Genomic DNA, 19,945 nt, shown 5'->3' with positions numbered 1-19,945 from the left:
TCCGCCTCAACCACCCCTGCCTGTACGGCCGTTGGCCGCCCTGAGCGATCTTCGACAGCACATGCGCGCGGCAACATGTCGATCGCACCGCCGCGACCGCATCGAGAAGCGCGACGGCCGCGCCGCCTCCGATAGGCGGGCGGGCCGATTTCGTCGTCAGGCGGCCGTATCGGTGCCCGCTGTACGCGTGGGCCGCCAGAGGTACCAGGCGACGTAGGCCACGATCAGCGTGGAGACGGGGGGCACGGTCCACCACGGGAGGTCGAGCCAAAGGGCGGGAAGTCCGCCGACAACCCCGACGACCATGGTGACGATGAACAGTGGCCGACCCGACGATCGCACGGTCAGAGACTCGTAACTGTCGGGACGCGCGACTCTTGCCATGCCGAACACGAGCCCCAGGGCGGCCAGCAGCCCCAGCCCCGTACCCGCGCCGGCAGTCCCCTGGTAATCGTCGCGCGGTCTGTCGGTGGTGGCCTGCCGTACGCCTCCCCGGTCCAACTCCGTGACCTGCCGTCGCCAGACGGTGCCGACGACCCGGTCTCCGGGCTTCAGCCGCTGGAGCAGGGGGTCCGGGTTGCCGAAGTCCACGTGCGTGTGCAAGGACGGCGCGAGGTACAAGGTCGCCGCGTAGGAGCCTCTCCTCTGCGGTTCCATCCGGACGCTTGTCACCGTGAAGGTGAGCTCCTGCAGGCAGTCCACCGCCGGCGCCTCGCGGGGACACGGCTCAGCGGCCTGGTAGGCCTCGTACCGCTCGATCTGGTGGGGCAGCAGGCGGCCGAACATGGCGGCGGAGGCCACCGCCAGGGCGAGACCCGCCACGATCAGCAGCGCGCCCACGGCCCGCGTCCATCCGGCCGACCGCCATGCGCGCCGACGGGCGCCCGTACGCACGGGAACCTCTGTGAGCCATTCGCCTCTCGTGCCGGCATCCGTCTTGTCCATGACCGCCCCCACCGCCTGCTCCGGACCGGCGCACGCCCCCCAGCGCACGCCCCCTGCCCGTGGCGCTTCCCTCAGCCCGAGCCGCGAAACGAGGGGGCGCGCCGTGCGGTGCGTCAGACCACGGCGAGCCGGTCCACCAGCAGCTGCACCCTCGGCTCGGCGTCCTCGGGCAGGAGGCGACCCGCGCGGGTCAGGGTCGCCAGGCCGTGCAGGGACGCCCAGAACACCTCGGTGAACAGCCCCGGGGGGACGCCGTCGCCGGCGACCTCGGCCAGGCTCTCCATCAGCGCGGCGAAGGCGTCCTTCAGCTGCTCGGGGGTGTCCTCCTGCGCGTACGCGAGGCCGCCGTCGAGCTGGAACAGGGCGTCGTAGACCGCCGGGTTGCGTACGGCGAAGTCGAGGTAGGCGCGGGCCAGGGCGGCGGCGCGGGCGCGCGGGTCGTCCTCGGCGCCGGTCGCGGCCCGCACCGCCGCGGCCATCTCGGTGGCGCCTTCCAGGGCGACGGCGCCGATGATCTCGCGCTTGCCGCGGAAGTGGCTGTAGAGGACGGGCTGGCTGTATTCGATGCGCTCGGCGAGCCGGCGGGTGGTGACGGCGTCCCAGCCCTGCTGCTCGGCGAGTTCACGGGCCGTCGTCACGATGAGGCGCTCGCGCTCCGCCCGTTCGCGCTCCTTGCGTTCTTTTACCGACATGAGTCGATCCTAGCACCGCTAGACAATCGAGCGTTAGCAGAGCTAGCGTTGCATCGTCACCTAGCAACGCTAGCTCCCGGAGGGATCGTCATGCGCTCTACGCCACTGAAGAAGATCAACACCGTTCTGGCCGCCACCTTCGTCCTCTTCATCCTCTGGTTCGGGTCGGAGTTCATCCTGAGGCCGGAGACGGTGGCGCCGACCTTCGGCCTGCCGACCTGGCCGTCCGGCGACGGCGGCGGCTTCCTGGTCGTCAAGGGAACCCGCGACGTCGTCATGGCCCTGACCCTGGGCGCCCTGCTGGTGACGGGGCAACGCCGGGCGCTGGGCTGGGCACTGCTCGTGGGGGCCTTCGCCGCGTACGGCGACATGGCCAACGTGCTGGCTCACCACGGATCCGTCTCCACCGCGCTCGGCGTCCACGGCCTGACCGCGACGCTGATGGTGGTCAACGGCCTCCTTCTCATGCGCGAGACCCGCAGGGCCGCGACCGCTCCGGCAACGCTCGCCCCGCAGCCCGCCTAGCGGGCAGCCTCCGTGAGGAGGATCCGGGCCAGGTCGCGCGGGGTGGAGAACATCGGCCAATGGCCGGTGTTCATCTCGACCAGGCGCCAGCGGTCGCTCTTGAGCAGCTCCGCGACGTCCGGGTTCGGCTCGTCGCCGTCGAGCAGGCACTTGATGTACGTGGCCGGGAGTTCGGTCAACGAGCGCTCCAGGACGGCCGGTTCGGTGACCGTCGCGCCGGGGTGCGGGGTGGCCCGGTCGATGATGCGGGCGATCTGCTCGTCGGTGAGGTCCTGACCCGCGAACTCGGGCGCGGTGAGCGGGATCCAGTACCCGTCGTTATCGGCGAGCATCGCCTCGAAGACCGCCTGACCCTGCCACCAGGCGGAGGCCATCGACTCCCCGTGTGCGGGCACTCCGGAGTCGACGAACACCACCCGCTTCAGCCGGTCCCCGATCCGCTCGGCGGCCTGACCGACCGGGATGCCCGAGTAGCTGTGGCCGACGAGGACGACGTCCCGCTCGCCCGAACCGAGCCGGTCGACCTCCGCCACGATGTCGTCCACATGCGTCCGCTGTCCGGCCGCCACGTCCCGCTTCTCCGCGAGCCCGGACAGCGTCAGCGCGTGCGCCCCGTGTCCCGCCGCCCGCAGTTCCGGGACCACCTCGTCCCACGCCCAAGCCCCGAGCCACGCGCCTGCCACCAGTACGAAGTCAGTCATGCCGGCACGCTAGCGGGTGCCGCTGACACTCCTCACGGTCCCGACCAGTCGAACGGGATGTGCTTGCTGGACTGGCCCTCGCGGCTCCACTCGAAGCCGAACGCGTCGACGCTGTCGGCCGTCGCCCGGCCCCAGGTCACGACCTGTCCGGGGCCGGTCTCGCTGCCCGGCATGTTCATCGACTGGACGCGGGCGCCCTCGGGGGTCGTGGGGCCGGTCAGGGCCTCGGCGCTCGCCGTGACCTTGCCGGGGATGGACACGCGCCAGCCGGAGAGGTCGTCCGCGACCTCGAACGTGATCGGCGCGACGCCCATGCCCCGCATCTCGGCCCCGAACATGGTCACCATCTCGTGGGGCCAGCTGCCCGCCTGCCCGCTGAAGATCATCATGAGCGCTTCGCGCTGGGAGTCGTCCGCGCGCTCGTCGAGGAAGACGGCGGCGTAGGCGTCGGAGTGCTCGGCCCACACGTTGCCGGTGAATTGTCCGAGCATCATGACGTTGAGGCCGTCCAGGGTCACGTCCCCGTACCGGCCCTCGTTGACGTGCCAGGCGAGGACGCCGTCGCACTCGCCGAACGTCGGAGGCTGGGCGAAGGTGCACGGGCACGGCACGTTGCACCGGCAGGTGTCGAACCAGTCCCCGGCCACGTGCCACTTCGGGATGGTGGGGGTGGTGGCTGCGGTCTCGGTCATCTCGCCGCCTCCTCACGGATCACCACCTCAATTCTCCTCCCCCGCTCCGGTGGTCGCGAGCGCGCGGGCGGCGACACTGTGCTGTGCTGGAAGGGTGCGTCGCCTCGACCGGAGGACACTCTCACCACCCCTGAGGCCCCCGAACCTGCTGTCGGGACGGGAGCTCGCGCTCGGCTGGGTCCTGATGACCGTGCTCGCCGCGGTGGCCTGGGTCCTCGTCGCCGACCAGGCCCGCGGCATGGGGATCGAGCCGGGAACCATGGGGATGGGCATCCCCCTGTTCCTGCTGATGTGGCTGATCATGATGATCGCCATGATGTTCCCGTCCGTGGCCCCGGTGGCGATCACCTGGGCGCGGACCATCCGCCGTCAGTCGACCGGCGCGGCCCGGGTCGGCCGGCTCAGCCAGTTCACCGCGGGCTACCTGCTGGTCTGGACGGCCTTCGGGCTGGCCGTGTACGGCATCCTCGCCGCCACCGGCCCCCTCGTCGACGACCATCCCGACGCGGGGCGCTGGATCGGCGCGGCGGCCTTCCTGCTCGCGGGGCTGCAGCAGCTCGGCCCGCTCAAGGACATCTGCCTGCGGCACTGCCGCAGCCCCATGGGGCAGCTGGTGCGGTACGCGGGGTTCCGGCCGCGCGCCCGCGACCTGCGGGTCGGGCTGCACCACGGGGCGTTCTGCGTCGGCTGCTGCTGGGGGCTGATGATCGTCCTGATTCCGCTCGGCGTGATGAACGTCCTGGCCATGGCCGCGCTCTCGGTGGTGATCTTCGTGGAGAAGCTGTGGCGCTACGGCCCGGTGCTTGCGTCCGTCGTCGGCGTCACGTTCCTGGTCCTCGCGGTCCTGGCCCCGTTCCAGCCCTGGCTGCTCCCGGGCCTGGAGCCGCCGGCGGAGCCGATGCAGGACATGGAGATGCTGGGCGTGCGGTGACGCCGCGCCCCACAGGGGCCCGGCGTCACCGCACTGCCTCACCGCCCGCGTCAGTTCGCGCAGGTCGTGTCCTGCTCCGGGCGCTCGCCGGTGAGCAGGAAGCGGGTCACCGTGGTGTCGGTGCAGGCGTTGCCGTTGCCCAGGTAGAGGCCGTGACCGCCCTGGTCGACGGTGACGAGGCGGGCCTTGTCACCGAGGGCCGCGCGCATCTTCAGGCCGCTGGTGTACGGGGTGGACGGGTCGCGCAGGCTCTGGACCATGAGGATGTTGGAGGGGCCTTCGTCGGTCAGCCGGGTGGGCTTCTCGGCCGGGGCCTTCCAGAAGGAGCAGGGCGTGATGTTCGCGGGCAGCCCGGCGGTGAGCGGGTGCACGGCGCGGTCGGCGGCGACGGCGCGCCGGTAGGCCGGGACAGAGCCGGTCCAGCGGACGTCGTTGCAGATGACGCCGACGGTGATCGCCGCGTCCTCGTCGCTCATCGGCTGGGTCAGCTGCGGCGGCAGCGCGGGCCGGCGGGCGGGGTCGTCGGCGGCGGCCGGGTCCTGGGCGGCCTTGATCAGGCGGGCGAGGCCGGGGAAGGCGGAGTCGCTGTAGAGGGAGTTCTGCAGGGCCTGCCGGAGCACGTTCCCGTTGACCTCGACGCCCGGCGTGGTGCTCGGGACGGGCGTGGTGTCGAGGCGGGCGGCGAGGGCGATGAAGAGCGGGCGGACGTCCTCGGGCCGGTCGGCCAGCCGCAGTCCGTCGCCGGCGCGGTCGGGGTGCGCGGCCCAGGCGGCGAAGTCGGGGAAACGGTCGTCCGCGCCGCGCGCCATGTCGCGCATCCAGCCCTGCGCGACGCGCTTCGGGTTCGGGTCGGCGCTGCTGTCGAGGACCCAGCGGTCCGTGCGCTGCGGGAACTTCTGCGCGTACACGGCGGCGACGTACGTGCCGTACGAGGTGCCCCAGGCGGAGATCCTCTCCTCGCCGAGGGCCTCCCGCAGCCGGTCCAGGTCGCGGGCCTGGTTGTGGGTGGTCAGGCTGTCGAGGACCGGGCCGCCGTTGCGGCGGCAGGCCTCGGCGATGCGCTTGGAGCGTGCGACGTTGTCCTCGATCGAGCCGTCCGCGCCCGGCCAGGACCGCAGCGTCACCATGTACCGGTCGGCCGCGTCGAGACCGCAGTTCGCGCGGGTGCTGCCGCCGACGCCGCGCGGGTCGAAGGCGACGAGGTCGTACGCCCCGCCCGTCTCCTGTGCGAGCCGGGCGCCCTTCTGGGTGAGCCGCTGCACGCCGGAGCTGCCGGGGCCGCCGGGGATCACCATGAGCGTGCCGCGCCGCGCCTCGGGCCGGGTGCTCTTGATCCGGGAGACGGCGATGGTCACCTGGCGGCCGGCCGGCTCGCGGTAGTCCAGCGGGACGGAGAGGTCGGCGCACTCCTGGCCGGCGGGCCCGCCGGCGACGGCGCAGTTCCGCCAGGCGAGGCCGCTGCCCGGGGCGGAGGCGGTCCCCGCGGCGGAGGCGGTCGCGGCGGGCAGGGCCGCCGCGACGGTGGCGGCGGAGAGGGCGAGGAGGAGGGCGTTGCGCCGGTAAGTGGTCATGAGCACAGCTTTGTTGACGCGGCGTCATCGTCCCATCCGGCAGGCAGCCCGACCGGGGGTGGGGCTATCCCCCTAGGAGCGGGCGAAGGCCGCGCCGGTCAGCTGGAGGAGGTAGGTCAGGTAGGTGCGGGAGTCCGCCGTGTAGGTGGGGTTGAGGGAGTAGACGAAGCGACGGTCCAGGTCGCGGGTGGCGAAGAAGCCGGTGTCCCAGCCGGGGCGGGAGCCCGTCTTGCCCCAGACGGTGACGCCGTTGTCGAGCCGGACGCGCATCAGGCCGGCCGGGCTGAAGCAGGCCGTCCCGTCGAGGCAGTGCTTGTTGCCCGGCGCGCTGGGGACGTCCGGGACCGCGAACACCAGCTTCTGCTGGGCGGGCGGGAGGAGGCGGCCTCGGAAGAGCGCCGTGAGGAAGCGGTCGAGGTCGGCGGCGGTGGAGATCATGCCGCCCTCCGCCCAGGGGTACGGGCTCTGCTCGGTGACGTCGTCCCCGCCGACGCGTACGCGCGTGTGCGGCGCGGGCAGCGAGGTGTCGTCGGCGGCCGGCAGGCTGGTGTCGCGCAGCTGGAGCGGGCGCAGGATCCGACGGTCGAGCTCGTCCCGGAAGCTGTTGCCGGTGACCTCCTCGATCAGCAGGCCGACGACCGTCGTGTTGACGCCGTTGTACTGCTGCACCGCACCGGCCGCGGGGCGGTGCGCCTGCCACATCTCGTCCCGCTCGGCGCGTGCGAACGCCTCGCGGACGCCGTCCGCCGGGGCCACGCCGCGCAGCCACCAGCCGGGGCCGTCGCCGGGGCCGGGCACCGGGGCGGGTGCCGGGAAACCGCTGGTGTGGTCGAGGAGTTGGCGAACCGTGACGGCGCCGTACGCGGCGGGGATCAGCTCGGGCAGGTACTGCCGTACGGGCGCGTCGAGGTCGAGGCGGCGCTCGGCGGCCAGCTGGAGCGCGACGGTGTGCGTGAAGACCTTCGTCACGCTGCCGATGCGCACGTGGTCGTCGGCGGAGACCGGCCCCGCCGTTCCCGTCCACAGCGGGCCGCGACCGGGTCCGTCGACCCTCAGCAGCGCCCCCGCCTCGTGGCCGGGCAGGGGGTCGATCAGCCGGCGCAGCGGCTCGGGGTCGAAGGCGGCGCCGGAGGGGGCGGCGGAGACCGTGGTGGGCTCGGCGCCGGGCGCGGCCATCGCGGCGGGGACGGCCGCGCCGACCGTGAGGGCCGCGGTGGCGATGCCGGTGACGACGAGGCGGCGAAGGGCGGAGGGACGTCCGGTGCGCATGGGGAAACTCCAGTACATGGGTGAGCGGTGGGTGTCTTGCGGCCTCGGCCGGTGCGACGTGACAACTCTCCCGTTCCGCAGGCCCGTTGGACATCGGTGATCACCCCGATCCCGGCCTCGGGGAAACCCCGACACGCGCCCCTGACGCCCCGACCCCGCCCCCAGCCGAGGACACAACCCGCCCCAACTCCCCGTCAGGTAAACGCGATAGCCTGTCCGCATGACCGGGGGACTGGAAAATGGTTCTAATTTGACGGGTAGTGGCGCAACCCCTCTCCAGCCGGACGACCCGCGCCGGATCGGCTCGTTGCGGCTGCTCGGCGTACTCGGCGCCGGGGGCATGGGGCGGGTCTATCTCGGCTGCACCCAGGGCGAGCCGGAGCGGCCGGGGCAGTACGCGGCGGTCAAGCAGGTGCTGCCCGCGCTGGCCGAGGACCCCGACTTCCTGCGCCACTTCGGGCACGAGCTCGACAACCTGTCCCGGCTGCCCGCCGACGTCAGCGCCCGTCTCCTCGCGAGCGACCGCACGGCCCGGCCACCGTGGTTCGCGACCGAGTACATCCCCGGCATCACCCTGAGCGAGGCGGTACGGCTGCACGAGGCGCCGCTGCCCGGCCGGAGCCTGTGGCATCTGCTGCGCGAGGCGGCGGCGGGGCTGCGCGCGGTGCACGCGGCGGAGATGGTGCACCGCGACCTCAAGCCGTCCAACGTCATGCTGACGACCGACGGCGTGGTCCTGATCGACTTCGGCGTGGCCCGGGCCGCCGACCAGAGCCGGCTCACCAAGACCGGCATGGTCGTCGGCACGCCCGCCTACATGGCGCCCGAGCAGGCCGTCGCCGAGCGGAACCTCACGGGCGCGGCCGACGTGTTCGCGCTGGCCAGCCTGGTGCTGTACGCGGCGAACAACCGGCCGCCGTTCGGCGACGGCTCCGGGCTCGACCTGCTCTACCGCATCGTCCATTCCGAGCCCGACCTCGGCGCGCTGCCGGAGACCGAGCCGCAGCTCGCCGCCGTCGTGACGTCCTGTCTCGCGAAGGACCCGGAGGACCGGCCGACGGCCGCGGAGCTCGTCGCCCTCGCGGACGCGCACCTGGCACAGGCGGCGGAAGCGGTGGAGGCGGCCGACGCGGAGGCCCCGCCGACGATGCGGCTCGGGACGAAGGAGCCCGCCGCCGTCTCGCCCTGGCCGCCGGCCGTCGCCGAGCGGATCGCCCGGCGCGTCGCGTTCGCCGCGGTCCCGCCGCGGCTCCCGGCCGAGGAGCCGGCGGTACCCGGCCCGGCGGCGGCGAAGGAACCCGTCAAGGAACCCACGGAGCCCTCCGTACCCGGCCCGGGGCCCGCGGTCGTGCCTCCCGCCACCCCGGCCACGGCCCCGGCGCCCGCCCGCAAGCGGCCGCGCATCGTGCTCCTCGCCGTCCCCGTCGTCCTGGGCGCCGGTACGACGCTGACGCTGGCGCTCGCGCCGTACGAGATCTCCGGCCTCGGCTCGGGCCCCGACGACGTGAAGCCCACCGCGTCGGTCTCCGCCGGCGTCACGCCCCCGGCCTCGGCCGGGGGCGTCGGCTCGCCCGCCCCGTCGACGGCCGGCAGCGCGTCCCCGACCGGCGGCCCGGCGCAGCCCTCCGGCGGCCCGGCACCGGGCGGCCCCGCCCCCGGCACCCCGGGCGGCGGCGGGTCGGCGTCCTCGTCCGGCGGGTCGTCGTCCTCCGGCGGATCGAGCGGCTCGGGCGGGTCGTCCTCGTCCTCCGGCGGCTCGGGCGGCGGAGCCCCCGCCCCGACGACGAAGCCGCCGTCCCAGCCCGCGCCCTCGGGCACCCACTGGCTGAAGAACGCCTCCGACGGACGCTGCATGGCGGAGAACGTCAACAACTTCAGCGGCAGCTCGACGATCACGTCCGAGGTGTGCGGCTCCCCGGGCCAGAACGGCACCACGATGAACTACAAGTGGACCTACAAGACCGTGTCCGGCAACAGGTTCCGCCTGGTCAGCGCCAAGACCGGCAAGTGCCTGGAATCGAAGAGCTACGCCGGCATGGCGATCGAGACCTGCAACGGCTCCGAGGCGCAGCTCTGGCGGGTCTACACGACGACCTCCGGCGGCCGCCTCCTGGAGAACATGGCCGAGAAGCGCTGCCTGTCCATGGCCCTCTACAGCCGGGGCACCAACGTCTGCAATCCCGGCGACACCATGCAGCGCTGGCGCGACTCCTGACCCGCCGGACCGACCTCAGACCGAGGCGACCAGGGGCGCCGGTTCGACCCGTCCGTACAGCACCATGTCCCGCCGCTGCCCGCCGATCTCCTGCCAGGACCGCAGCAGTCCCTCCCGGGTGAACCCGGCGCGCTCCGCGGTCCGGCAGGAGGCCGTGTTCCACGGCTCGATGAACAGTTGGAGGCGCGGTATCCGCAACTCCCCCAGCGCCCAGGCCGCGACCGCGTTCAGCGCCGTGCCCGCCGCGCCGGCGCCCCGGCAGCGCGGGGAGATCCAGTACCCGATGGTCGCGCGGCCGTCCGGGAGGTCGCGCAGCCACAGGCCGATGCCGCCGAGGGGGCGGGCGTCGGAGCGGCGCTCGACGACGAAGGGGTAGCCGGTCCCGGTCTCGGCCCGGGTCCACTGGCGTCGGACGAACGCCTCGCCCTCCGCCCGGCTGTACATCGGCGGGACGGAGGTGGTCAGCGGGATGTACGGGTCCGTCGACGCCTCCTGCACGAGGGGGAGGTCGGTCATCTCCCAGCGCCGCAGGACGAACTCCTCACCGGCCGGAGAAGCCGCTGCAAGCCGCGGCACCACCAGCTCTTCGGCGCTCGACTCGTCGTCCACGGACACCCTTCCCGTTCCGCCCTGCCGGTGCTCCCCCACCAGCATCCCGCAAACCCCCGGGGGCGGCACGGCGGCGCCGGACACGACGGAAGGGCGGCACCCCTCGCGGGGTGCCGCCCTTCGCGTACGAGCGGGAACTACCGAGCCGAGGCTCAGAAGTCCATGTCACCGCCGGGCATGCCGCCCGGAGCGGCCGCGGAGGCCTTCTCCGGCTTGTCGGCGATGACGGCCTCGGTGGTGAGGAACAGCGCGGCGATGGAGGCCGCGTTCTGCAGCGCGGAGCGGGTGACCTTCGCCGGGTCGATGATGCCGGAGGCGATCATGTCGACGTACTCGCCCGTGGCGGCGTTCAGACCGTGGCCGACGGCCAGGTTGCGCACCTTCTCCACGACGACGCCGCCCTCGAGACCACCGTTGACGGCGATCTGCTTCAGCGGGGCCTCCAGGGCCAGCTTCACGGCGTTGGCGCCGGTCGCCTCGTCACCCTCGAGGTCCAGCTTCTCGAAGACCGAGGAGGCCTGCAGCAGGGCCACGCCACCACCGGCGACGATGCCCTCCTCGACGGCCGCCTTCGCGTTGCGAACGGCGTCCTCGATGCGGTGCTTGCGCTCCTTGAGCTCGACCTCGGTCGCGGCACCGGCCTTGATGACGGCCACGCCGCCGGCCAGCTTCGCGAGGCGCTCCTGGAGCTTCTCGCGGTCGTAGTCCGAGTCGGAGTTCTCGATCTCGGCGCGGATCTGGTTCACGCGGCCCGCGACCTGCTCGCTGTCACCGGCGCCGTCGACGATGGTGGTCTCGTCCTTGGTGATGACGACCTTGCGGGCGCGGCCCAGCAGGTCCAGGCCGGCGTTCTCGAGCTTGAGACCGACCTCCTCGGAGATGACCGTGCCGCCCGTGAGGATCGCGATGTCGTTCAGCATGGCCTTGCGGCGGTCGCCGAAGCCCGGGGCCTTGACGGCGACGGACTTGAAGGTGCCGCGGATCTTGTTCACGACGAGCGTGGACAGGGCCTCGCCCTCGACGTCCTCGGCGATGATCAGCAGCGGCTTGCCGGACTGCATGACCTTCTCCAGCAGCGGAAGGAGGTCCTTCACGTTGCTGACCTTGGAGTTGACGATGAGGATGTACGGGTCGTCGAGCGACGCCTCCATACGCTCCATGTCGGTGGCGAAGTACGCCGAGATGTAGCCCTTGTCGAAGCGCATGCCCTCGGTGAGCTCGAGCTCCAGACCGAAGGTCTGCGACTCCTCGACGGTGATGACGCCTTCCTTGCCGACCTTGTCCATGGCCTCGGCGATGAGCTCGCCGATCTGGGTGTCGGCGGCGGAGATGGAGGCCGTGGAAGCGATCTGCTCCTTGGTCTCGACATCCTTCGCCTGCTCGAGCAGGGCGCCGGAGACGGCCTCGACGGCCTTCTCGATGCCGCGCTTCAGCGCCATCGGGTTGGCGCCGGCGGCCACGTTGCGCAGGCCCTCGCGGACCAGGGCCTGGGCCAGAACGGTCGCGGTGGTCGTACCGTCACCGGCGACGTCGTCCGTCTTCTTGGCGACTTCCTTGACCAGCTCGGCGCCGATCTTCTCGTACGGGTCCTCGAGCTCGATCTCCTTGGCGATGGAGACACCATCGTTGGTGATCGTGGGGGCGCCCCACTTCTTCTCGAGGACGACGTTGCGACCCTTCGGGCCGAGGGTGACCTTGACGGCGTCAGCGAGCTGGTTCATGCCGCGCTCGAGACCGCGCCGGGCCTCCTCGTCGAACGCGATGATCTTGGCCATGTGAAGTGGTCCTCCCGGACATGGGGTGGATAACGCTCCAGGACCGCGCCGACGCCCGCGACGGACGGTCTGCGTGCCGTGCGGTTCCTTGCCCCGCCCGGCCTGCGGACCTCGTCTGCCCGATCCTCGTAAGCACTCTCACTGGGAGAGTGCTAACGCCAATGATTAGCACTCGACCTAGGCGAGTGCAAGCGACTCCCATGGATCGGGCAGCCTTCCGTCACGGGGTCGCAGGGCTTCCGGACACGCGCGAGGGGCCCGCATCCAAGTCAGGATGCGGGCCCCTCGACGGAAGTGCGTCGGTGGCCGATCGCGCCGCGGTCAGACGGCGAGCTTGACCATGTCCGCCTGCGGACCCTTCTGGCCCTGCGAGATCTCGAACTCGACCCGCTGACCCTCTTCAAGGGTGCGGTAGCCGTCCATCTGGATCGCGCTGTAGTGGACGAAAACATCCGCACCACCGTCGACCGCGATGAAGCCGTAGCCCTTCTCCGCGTTGAACCACTTGACGGTGCCCTGAGCCATGCCTAACTCCCCTATTACTGGCCCTTGCGCGGGACCGCACTTCGCGGACCCGGGTCAGACCCTGCGCCGGAACGCGTCGACCGCGGCTGAATGTATCTGCCCAACTGCCCTCTGCAACAGGGCAATCGAGCGAGAATTCTGAGCACGCAAGAAAGGAGAATTAAGGAGATTTCCTTGAATTCCGGGGCAAGTCGGGCCCGGCAAAGGTCGCAAAAAGTACACAACGTGCGGGCACTTTGGCTGCTTCTTGTCGGTGCGGGCGCATTTTCATATGCGCGTGGCACGAGCAGCGGAGGGGACTTCCCCAACTCTACCGCGTTCAACCATGCAGAATTGCCCCCTCCGCTTATCAGCGAAGGGGGCAATTCGGATACCGCGGGTAACGCGCAGGGCGGCTCAGCAGCCGCCGGCGACGGCCGGGATGATCGAGACGCCCGCGCCGGCCGGGGTGGCCGTCTCCAGACCCTGCTCGAAGCGCACGTCGTCGTCGTTGACGTACACGTTGACGAAGCGGCGCAGCTTGCCCTGGTCGTCGAGGACGCGGGCGGCGATGCCGGTGTGGTTCTTCTCCAGGTCCGCGATGACCTCGGCGAGGGTCGCACCCTCGGCCTGGACCTCGGACTGCCCGCCCGTGTAGGTGCGGAGGATGGTGGGGATGCGGACGTTGACGCTCATGCTTGCTCCGTTTCAGTTGGCCAGGCCGGCGTCGCGGAACGCGTCCAGGCTCGGGCGGATGGTGGCGGTCGCCTGAGAGGTCTCGGCCACCGCGTCCAGGGTCTTGAGGCCGTCACCGGTGTTGAGGACCACGGTGGTCAGCGTCGGGTCGAGGACGCCGTCCTCGATGAGCTTCTTCGTCACGCCGACGGTCACGCCGCCCGCGGTCTCCGCGAAGATGCCCTCGGTCCGGGCCAGCAGCTTGATGGCGTCCACGACCTGCTCGTCGTTCACGTCCTCCACCGCGCCGCCCGTCCGGCGGGCGATGTCCAGGACGTACGGGCCGTCGGCCGGGTTGCCGATGGCGAGCGACTTGGCGATGGTGTTCGGCTTCTGCGGACGGACCACGTCGTGACCGGCCTTGAAGGCGGCCGACACCGGGGAGCAGCCCTCGGCCTGGGCGCCGAAGATCTTGTACGGCTTGTCCTCGACGAGGCCCAGCTTGATGAGCTCCTGCAGACCCTTGTCGATCTTCGTGAGCTGCGAGCCGGAGGCGATCGGGATCACGATCTGGTCGGGCAGCTGCCAGCCGAGCTGCTCGCAGATCTCGTACGCGAGGGTCTTGGAGCCCTCGCCGTAGTACGGCCGCAGGTTGACGTTGACGAAGCCCCAGCCCTCGCCCAGCGGGTCGCCGATGAGCTCCGAGCAGAAGCGGTTGACGTCGTCGTAGTTGCCCTCGATGCCGACGAGTTCGCCGCCGTACACCGCGGCCATGACGACCTTGCCCTGCTCCAGGTCGTGCGGGATGAACACGCAGGAGCGGAAGCCGGCGCGTGCGGCGGCGGCGCCGACGGCGCCGGCCAGGTTGCCGGTGGAGGAGCAGGACAGGGTGGTGAAGCCGAAGGCGCGGGCGGCCTCCAGGGCCTGCGCGACGACGCGGTCCTTGAAGGAGTGCGTCGGGTTGCCGGAGTCGTCCTTGACGAACAGCTTGCCCGGCTCGACGCCGAGTTCGCGGGCGAGGTTGTCGGCCTGGACGAGCTTGGTCCAGCCCGGGTTCAGGTTCGGCTTGTCGGCGACGTCGGCCGGGACGGGCAGCAGCGGGGCGTAACGCCAGATGTTGGCGGGGCCGGCCTCGATCCGCTTGCGCAGCGCCTCGGGGTCGCCCTCGGGAAGGTCGTACGCGACTTCGAGCGGCCCGAAACAGAGTTCGCAGGCGAAGATCGGACCGAGCGGGAACTTCTCACCGCACTCACGACAGGAAAGGCCGGAAGCGGGACCGAGGTCGACGGTGGTTGCGGTGTCAACAGTCTGTACAGCCATGGAGGCGAGGCCCTTTCTCCTCATCTTCCTCACGGCGCATTTCGCCATGAGACGGATTTGGCACCTTCCCTAGCCGGGAGCCTCGCGGCCGCGGATTCGCGGACGAGACCGGCTGGAGGGTTGCCGGGGCTTCAACGGGCCGTTTCCCTCTGCCCCTCTGGATGAGCGGTATTCGGTTGTGGGACGCGGGCGGGACCCCGACATGCATCGGGCCTCCGCGTTGTTCAAGACTGTAACCGAAGGCTCGGACGGCGCGAGACGGTCGTCCGAACCGCGAGATGGATCACAAACCGCAACTGGGGAGTAACGGACGTGCTGGAAGAAGTGGAGCGCTGGCTCGGGCGGCGCTCCTGGTCGGTGACCGATCGCCCGCTCGACCAGATCCTGGCCGCCAAGCGCGCGACGACGGTGAGCGTCGTGCTGCCCGCGCTGAACGAGGAGGCGACGGTCGGCGACATCGTCTCCGTGATCCGCCGCGAGCTGATGTCGGAGGCGGTCCCGCTCGTCGACGAGCTGGTGGTGGTGGACTCCGGGTCCACGGACCGGACCGCGGAGGTGGCCGCGGTAGCGGGCGCCCGGGTGGTGGCGCGGGACGCGATCCTGCCGCGGATCCCGGCCGTCCCCGGCAAGGGCGAGGTGCTGTGGCGGTCGCTGATGGCGACCAGCGGCGACATCGTCTGTTTCGTCGACGCGGACCTGCGGGACTTCTCGGCGGACTTCGTCACGGGGATCGTCGGCCCGCTGCTGACCGACCCGGACGTGGAGTTCGTCAAGGCGATGTACGACCGCCCGCTCGGGGACACGCCCGGACAGGGCGGCCGGGTGACGGAGCTGGTGGCGCGCCCGCTGCTGAACCTGCACTGGCCGCAGCTTGCCGGCTTCGTGCAGCCGCTGGGCGGCGAGTACGCGGCCCGCCGCTCGCTGCTCGAACGGCTCCCGTTCCCGGTCGGGTACGGGGTGGAGTTGGGGCTGCTCGTGGACGCGCTGCACACGGTGGGTCTGGACGCGTTGGCGCAGGTGGACGTGGGGGTGCGCAAGCACCGGCACCAGAGCGGACTGGCGCTGGGCCGGATGGCGGCGGCCATCTACCGGACGGCGCAGGTGCGGCTGTCGCGCGGGCACCTGGTGCGGCCGCGGCTGACCCAGTTCGAGCGGGACGAGCAGGACGGGACGGGCTTCGTGCCGCGGACCTACTCGGTCGACACGGAGGAGCGCCCCCCGATGGCGGAGATCGCGGAGTATGCGCGGCGCCGCGTGGCGTAGCGTCGGATGATGATGGTCTCTACCTACATTTCCGTTTCATGCGGTGGAACCTGATCCTTGCCACGACGGACGAGGCCTACGCACCCCTGGCCGCCACCGGATCACACGTCGAGCGGCTGTGGCTGCTCGGCGGGCTGGCGCTGGCGGCGGGCGCGATCGGAGTGGTGGCGCGGGCGGCGGCCCGCGCGCACCGCGACCGCTGACCGAGCGTGGCGTGTTCGCGCCGTCTCGTATACGTACGTTTGAGCGTTTACGGGACGGGCTAGGTTCGGCACATGGCTTCTGTTCTCGTCGCATCCAACCGAGGACCGGTCTCGTACACGCTCGGCGAGGACGGCACGCTCGACGCCCGCAGGGGCGGCGGCGGGCTCGTCTCGGGGCTGAGCGCGGTGGACTCGCAGGACTCCCTGTGGGTCTGCGCGGCGCTCGGCGCGGGCGACCGGGAGGCCGTCCGGCGCGGCGTCGCCGAGCCGGGCGTGCGGATGCTCGCCATCGACCCGGACGTGTACGCGGACGCGTACAACGGCATCGCGAACTCGGTGCTGTGGTTCCTCCACCACCACCTGTACGAGATCCCGCGCGAGCCCGTCTTCGACGCGGAGTTCCGGCGCCGCTGGGAGTCGTACCGCGCGTACAACCGCGCCTTCGCCGAGGCGCTGGCCGAGGCGGCGGACGACGGCGCGGCGGTCCTGGTGCAGGACTACCACCTGGCGCTGGTCCCCGGGCAGCTGCGGGAGCTCCGTCCCGACCTGCGGATCGGCCACTTCACGCACACGCCGTGGGCGTCGTCGGAGTATCTGCGGATGCTCCCGGAGGAGGTCCGCGAGGAGCTGGTGTGGGGCATGCTCGGGGCGGACGAGCTGGGTTTCCACACCTGGTCCTGGGCCTTCTCCTTCCTGAACGGCGCGCACATCGACAGCGCCACGGGAGTGACGACACCCCTCTCCCCGACCGGGACCCCGTGGCGCGGGGTGGATCACATGAAGTGGGGCGCCCCCCGGCGAAGCACCCGGCTCCGGGTGCACCCCCTCGGTGTCGACGGCGAGGAGCTGCGGGCGCTCGCCCACCGGCCCGAGGTCGACGAGCGGCTCGCGCGGCTGCGCGAGGAGGTCGGCGACCGCCTGACGATCGTCCGCGTCGACCGCACGGAGCTGTCGAAGAACATCCTGCGCGGCCTGCTCGCGTACCGGGAGCTGCTGACCGTCCACCCCGAGTGGCGCGGTCGGGTGGTCCACCTGGCCTCGGCGTACCCCTCGCGACAGGACCTCGAGGCGTACCGCTCGTACACGGCGGCGGTGTCGGAGCTGGCGGAGGAGATCAACGCGGAGTTCGGCACGGCGGACTGGCAGCCCGTACTCGTCTCCGTCCAGGACGACTTCACGCGCTCGCTCGCGGTGTACCGCATGGCCGACGTGGCCCTGGTCAACCCGGTGCGGGACGGCATGAACCTGGTGGCCAAGGAGATACCGGTGGTCTCCGAGGCGGGCTGCGCGCTGGTCCTGTCCGACCAGGCGGGCGCGTACACGGAGCTGCGGGAGGACGCGCTCACGGTGAACCCGTTCGACGTGAGCGCGACGGCGGAGGCCCTGCACACGGCCCTGTCGATGCCGGCGGCCGAACGCGCTGACCGCACCAAGCGCCTGGCCGTCGCGGCCACCGCCCTGCCCCCGCAGCGCTGGTTCCTGGACCAGCTGGAAGCCCTGACGACCCCGCCCGAGGAGTAGCCCCGGCGGGCGGGGGCGGCCCTGCGGCGAACGGGGGGTGCCGCAGAATCTGCGGCTCCGCCCTCTCCTCTTCGCGGTCCTTCCCGTGTCAGACTCTGCCGCGATCGTTCCCCCAGGCGATCCTGCATCACACGGAACCAGCGCGAAACATGCGTCGCATGCATGCGAAGGGATCGCAGAAGTGAAGAGAATTGTCGTGGGCATGACCCTAGGGTCGGCGCTCACCGCTCTCCTCGCCGCGGGGCTCACCCCCGCCGCCGCGCAGGAGACCCGGGACACCGCCTCGGCCGCCCCGGGAGCCACCGCACCCCGCGCCGACAACCGTCCCGGCCCGCTCACCAAGCAGCGCACCGAACTGCGCGAGCAGGCCATCGACAAGCTCGCCAAGGGACGGGCGAAGGCGAACGCCCGGGGCGTCGTCGAGGTCGCGCCCGGCAAGTTCGTGGAGACCGAGACCACCACCGCCGTACGCCAGGAGAAGATCTTCACGATCCTCTCCGAGTTCGGCGACGCGAGCACCGGCAAGCTCGGCAGCGTCCCCGGCCCGCTGCACAACGCCATTCCGCAGCCCGACCGGAGCAAGGACAACTCCAACGCCTGGACCGCCGACTTCTCGAAGTCCTACTACGAGAACCTCTTCAACGGCTCCGGCGAGTCGATGAAGACGTACTACGAGCAGCTGTCCAACGGCCGCTACTCGGTGACCAACACGGTCGAGGACTGGGTCAAGGTCCCCGGCAACGCCTCCACCTACGGCGACAACACCGTCGAGGACAACGGCGGTTCGTGGGCGTTCATCCAGGACACCGGCAACTCCTGGTGGGACAGCCAGATCGCGGCCGGGAAGTCCCCCGCCGAGATCGACGCCTACCTCGCCCAGTTCGACGTCTGGGACCGCAACGACTGGGACCACGACGGCAACTTCGACGAGGCCGACGGCTACATCGACCACTTCCAGGCCGTGCACGCCGGCATGGGCGAGGACGCCGGCGGCGGCGCCCAGGGCGAGGACGCCATCTGGTCGCACCGCTGGTACGTCAACGGCGACGACTACGGCCTGACCGGCCCGGACGTCTCCGGCACCCAGAACAAGGCCGGCGGCGCCCGCATCGGCCAGTCGAAGTACTGGCTCGGCGACTACACCACCGAGGGCGAGAACGGCGGACTCGGCGTCTTCTGCCACGAGTTCGGCCACGACCTCGGCCTGCCGGACTACTACGACACCGACGGCGGCGAGAACTCCACCGCCTTCTGGACCCTGATGAGCTCCGGCTCCTGGCTGGGCCACGGCGCCGCTGCCAACGCAGGCATCGGCACCCACCCGGGCCTGATGGGCGCCGAGGAGAAGCTCTTCCTCGGCTGGCTGGACTACGCCGACGCGCCGCTCGGTACCAACGGCTCGTACACCCTGAACCCGGCGCAGTTCCAGGTCGCCGGCAAGGAGCAGGCGGTCCGCGTCGCGCTGCCCGACAAGACGAGCAGCACCACGTACGCCACCCCCACCTCGGGCACCCACGCCTGGTGGACCGGTTCGGCCGACGGCCTCAACCAGTCCCTCACCCGGTCCGTGCCGGCCGCCCCGAGGGTCACCGTCAAGGCGAGTGCCTGGTACGAGATCGAGGCCGACTTCGACGCCCTCTTCGCCGAGTACTCCCTCGACGGCGGGGCGAACTGGCTGCGCGCGGGCGACTCCGTCGACGGCTCCTCCACCGGCAAGTGGACGACGCTGCGCTTCACGTACGACTCCCAGGGCAAGCCCTCGCTGTTCCGCTTCCGCTACCAGACCGACGGCGGCGTGCACTTCGCCGGCGCGTTCCTGGACGACATCGTCCTGACGGCCGGCGGCACCACGCTGGGCACGGACGACGCCGAGCAGGGCGCGAACGGCTGGACCGCGCAGGGCCGCTGGAAGATCTCGACCGGCACGGAGACGGCCACCTACCCGCGCTACTACCTGGTCGAGAACCGCGAGTACGTCGGCAGCGACGCGCTCCTGGCCGAGGGCCCGTACCAGTTCAGCAAGGGCATCAGCGCGCCGGACTGGGTCGAGTACTTCAAGTTCCAGAACGGCATGCTGGTCTGGTACGTCGACCGCTCGTTCGACGACAACAACGTCAGCGCGCACCCCGGCGGCGGCTCGGCCATGGCCGTCGACGCCCGCCCGGCGCCGTTCAAGTACGACGACGGCACCGCGCCGAGCAACCGCCGGCAGCCCTTCGACGCGACCTTCGGCCTGGAGGCCACCGACGCGACCTGCCTCCACAAGGAGGTCCTGACGGGCAAGGGCAACAACCAGACCGTCGTCACGAAGGCGGCCTGCGCGCCGTCCGTCCCGGGCATCCCGGTCTTCGACGACACCGACCCGAACGCGTACTACAGCTCCGCGGCGCCGCAGGCCAGCGTCAAGGTCGCGGGCCACGGCGTGAAGGTCACCGTCACCGGCGACGCCGGCGACGACCTGACGGTCACCGTGGCCAACCCGGCCGCGCACTGATCGTCCGGGCTCCCCGCGGTACGTGACGCGGTGCGGGCGG

18 protein-coding genes and 1 riboswitch are annotated in these 19,945 nt (G+C 71.5%); of the genes, 7 read left to right on the top strand and 11 right to left on the bottom strand.

All coding sequences use genetic code 11. The features are described from left to right. Window positions 1-156: 156 nt before the first annotated feature. The gene (locus R2D22_RS20455; RefSeq protein WP_318105642.1) at window positions 157-840 is read right to left on the bottom strand and encodes a hypothetical protein; all 684 of its coding nucleotides are present in this window, start codon (window positions 838-840) and stop codon (window positions 157-159) included. 218 nt (window positions 841-1,058) lie between these two features. Beyond that, the gene (locus tag R2D22_RS20450; protein WP_318105640.1) at window positions 1,059-1,637 is read right to left on the bottom strand and encodes a TetR/AcrR family transcriptional regulator; all 579 of its coding nucleotides are present in this window, start codon (window positions 1,635-1,637) and stop codon (window positions 1,059-1,061) included. 90 nt (window positions 1,638-1,727) lie between these two features. Between R2D22_RS20450 and R2D22_RS20445 the strand changes: the two genes are divergently transcribed. Then, window positions 1,728-2,162: a DUF4267 domain-containing protein gene (locus R2D22_RS20445; protein ID WP_318105638.1), complete on the top strand. Its 435-nt coding sequence runs from the start codon at window positions 1,728-1,730 to the stop codon at window positions 2,160-2,162. Here R2D22_RS20445 and R2D22_RS20440 read toward each other — a convergent pair. After that, a complete protein-coding gene (locus R2D22_RS20440) occupies window positions 2,159-2,863 on the bottom strand; it encodes an alpha/beta fold hydrolase (protein WP_318105635.1) in 705 nt (234 codons plus the stop codon). The two genes, R2D22_RS20445 and R2D22_RS20440, sit on opposite strands and share 4 nt — an antisense overlap. Window positions 2,864-2,895: 32 nt before the next feature. Then, window positions 2,896-3,555: a DUF1326 domain-containing protein gene (locus R2D22_RS20435; protein WP_318105633.1), complete on the bottom strand. Its 660-nt coding sequence runs from the start codon at window positions 3,553-3,555 to the stop codon at window positions 2,896-2,898. A gap of 184 nt (window positions 3,556-3,739) precedes the next feature. Here R2D22_RS20435 and R2D22_RS20430 point away from each other — a divergent pair, with 184 nt between their 5' ends. Then, on the top strand, window positions 3,740-4,486 hold the full coding sequence (locus tag R2D22_RS20430) for a DUF2182 domain-containing protein (protein ID WP_318105630.1): 747 nt from the start codon (window positions 3,740-3,742) through the stop codon (window positions 4,484-4,486). A gap of 50 nt (window positions 4,487-4,536) precedes the next feature. Here R2D22_RS20430 and R2D22_RS20425 read toward each other — a convergent pair whose 3' ends face one another. Continuing rightward, complete coding sequence (locus R2D22_RS20425) at window positions 4,537-6,057, bottom strand: alpha/beta hydrolase (protein ID WP_318105628.1); 1,521 nt, start codon at window positions 6,055-6,057, stop codon at window positions 4,537-4,539. Window positions 6,058-6,129: 72 nt separating this feature from the next. Further along, on the bottom strand, window positions 6,130-7,326 hold the full coding sequence (locus R2D22_RS20420) for a serine hydrolase domain-containing protein (RefSeq protein WP_318105626.1): 1,197 nt from the start codon (window positions 7,324-7,326) through the stop codon (window positions 6,130-6,132). Window positions 7,327-7,546: 220 nt separating this feature from the next. On the opposite strand from R2D22_RS20420, the gene R2D22_RS20415 reads away from it, so the two are divergent. Next, window positions 7,547-9,541 (top strand): protein kinase domain-containing protein, encoded by a 1,995-nt coding sequence (locus R2D22_RS20415; RefSeq protein WP_318105624.1) that lies wholly within the window; start codon window positions 7,547-7,549, stop codon window positions 9,539-9,541. 15 nt (window positions 9,542-9,556) lie between these two features. Here the strand turns inward: R2D22_RS20415 and R2D22_RS20410 are convergent, their stop codons facing one another. The 5 genes from R2D22_RS20410 to thrC form a co-directional block, all read right to left on the bottom strand. Beyond that, window positions 9,557-10,150 (bottom strand): GNAT family N-acetyltransferase, encoded by a 594-nt coding sequence (locus R2D22_RS20410; RefSeq protein ID WP_318105623.1) that lies wholly within the window; start codon window positions 10,148-10,150, stop codon window positions 9,557-9,559. Window positions 10,151-10,302: 152 nt separating this feature from the next. Then, window positions 10,303-11,925, bottom strand: a complete 1,623-nt coding sequence (groL, locus tag R2D22_RS20405) for a chaperonin GroEL (protein ID WP_318105621.1) — start codon at window positions 11,923-11,925, stop codon at window positions 10,303-10,305. Between the two features lie 321 nt (window positions 11,926-12,246). Next, a complete protein-coding gene (locus R2D22_RS20400) occupies window positions 12,247-12,450 on the bottom strand; it encodes a cold-shock protein (protein ID WP_005315736.1) in 204 nt (67 codons plus the stop codon). A 396-nt stretch (window positions 12,451-12,846) separates the two neighbouring features. Continuing rightward, a complete protein-coding gene (locus tag R2D22_RS20395; protein ID WP_318105590.1) occupies window positions 12,847-13,125 on the bottom strand; it encodes a MoaD/ThiS family protein in 279 nt (92 codons plus the stop codon). A 12-nt stretch (window positions 13,126-13,137) separates the two neighbouring features. Then, entirely contained in the window at window positions 13,138-14,448 is a 1,311-nt protein-coding gene (gene thrC, locus R2D22_RS20390) for a threonine synthase (RefSeq protein WP_318105588.1), read from the bottom strand. Next, window positions 14,442-14,592, bottom strand: a riboswitch (SAM riboswitch). Its footprint overlaps the gene before it by 7 nt. Window positions 14,593-14,736: 144 nt before the next feature. Between thrC and R2D22_RS20385 the strand changes: the two genes are divergently transcribed. The 4 genes from R2D22_RS20385 to R2D22_RS20370 all read left to right on the top strand — a co-directional run bounded on the left by R2D22_RS20385 (window position 14,737) and on the right by R2D22_RS20370 (window position 19,905). Next, a complete protein-coding gene (locus R2D22_RS20385) occupies window positions 14,737-15,687 on the top strand; it encodes a glucosyl-3-phosphoglycerate synthase (protein ID WP_318105587.1) in 951 nt (316 codons plus the stop codon). Between the two features lie 38 nt (window positions 15,688-15,725). Next, window positions 15,726-15,890: a hypothetical protein gene (locus R2D22_RS20380; RefSeq protein ID WP_318105585.1), complete on the top strand. Its 165-nt coding sequence runs from the start codon at window positions 15,726-15,728 to the stop codon at window positions 15,888-15,890. A 72-nt stretch (window positions 15,891-15,962) separates the two neighbouring features. Further along, window positions 15,963-17,411, top strand: a complete 1,449-nt coding sequence (locus tag R2D22_RS20375; protein WP_318105583.1) for an alpha,alpha-trehalose-phosphate synthase (UDP-forming) — start codon at window positions 15,963-15,965, stop codon at window positions 17,409-17,411. Between the two features lie 202 nt (window positions 17,412-17,613). Then, window positions 17,614-19,905, top strand: coding sequence for an immune inhibitor A domain-containing protein (locus R2D22_RS20370; RefSeq protein ID WP_318105581.1), 2,292 nt, complete (start codon window positions 17,614-17,616; stop codon window positions 19,903-19,905). Window positions 19,906-19,945: the final 40 nt, after the last annotated feature.

This window comes from Streptomyces sp. HUAS YS2, from assembly GCF_033343995.1.
Taxonomy (GTDB): domain Bacteria; phylum Actinomycetota; class Actinomycetes; order Streptomycetales; family Streptomycetaceae; genus Streptomyces; species Streptomyces solicathayae.
The sequence above is the reverse complement of the archived record's forward strand: the minus strand, read 5'-3'. Positions and strand labels throughout refer to the sequence as shown.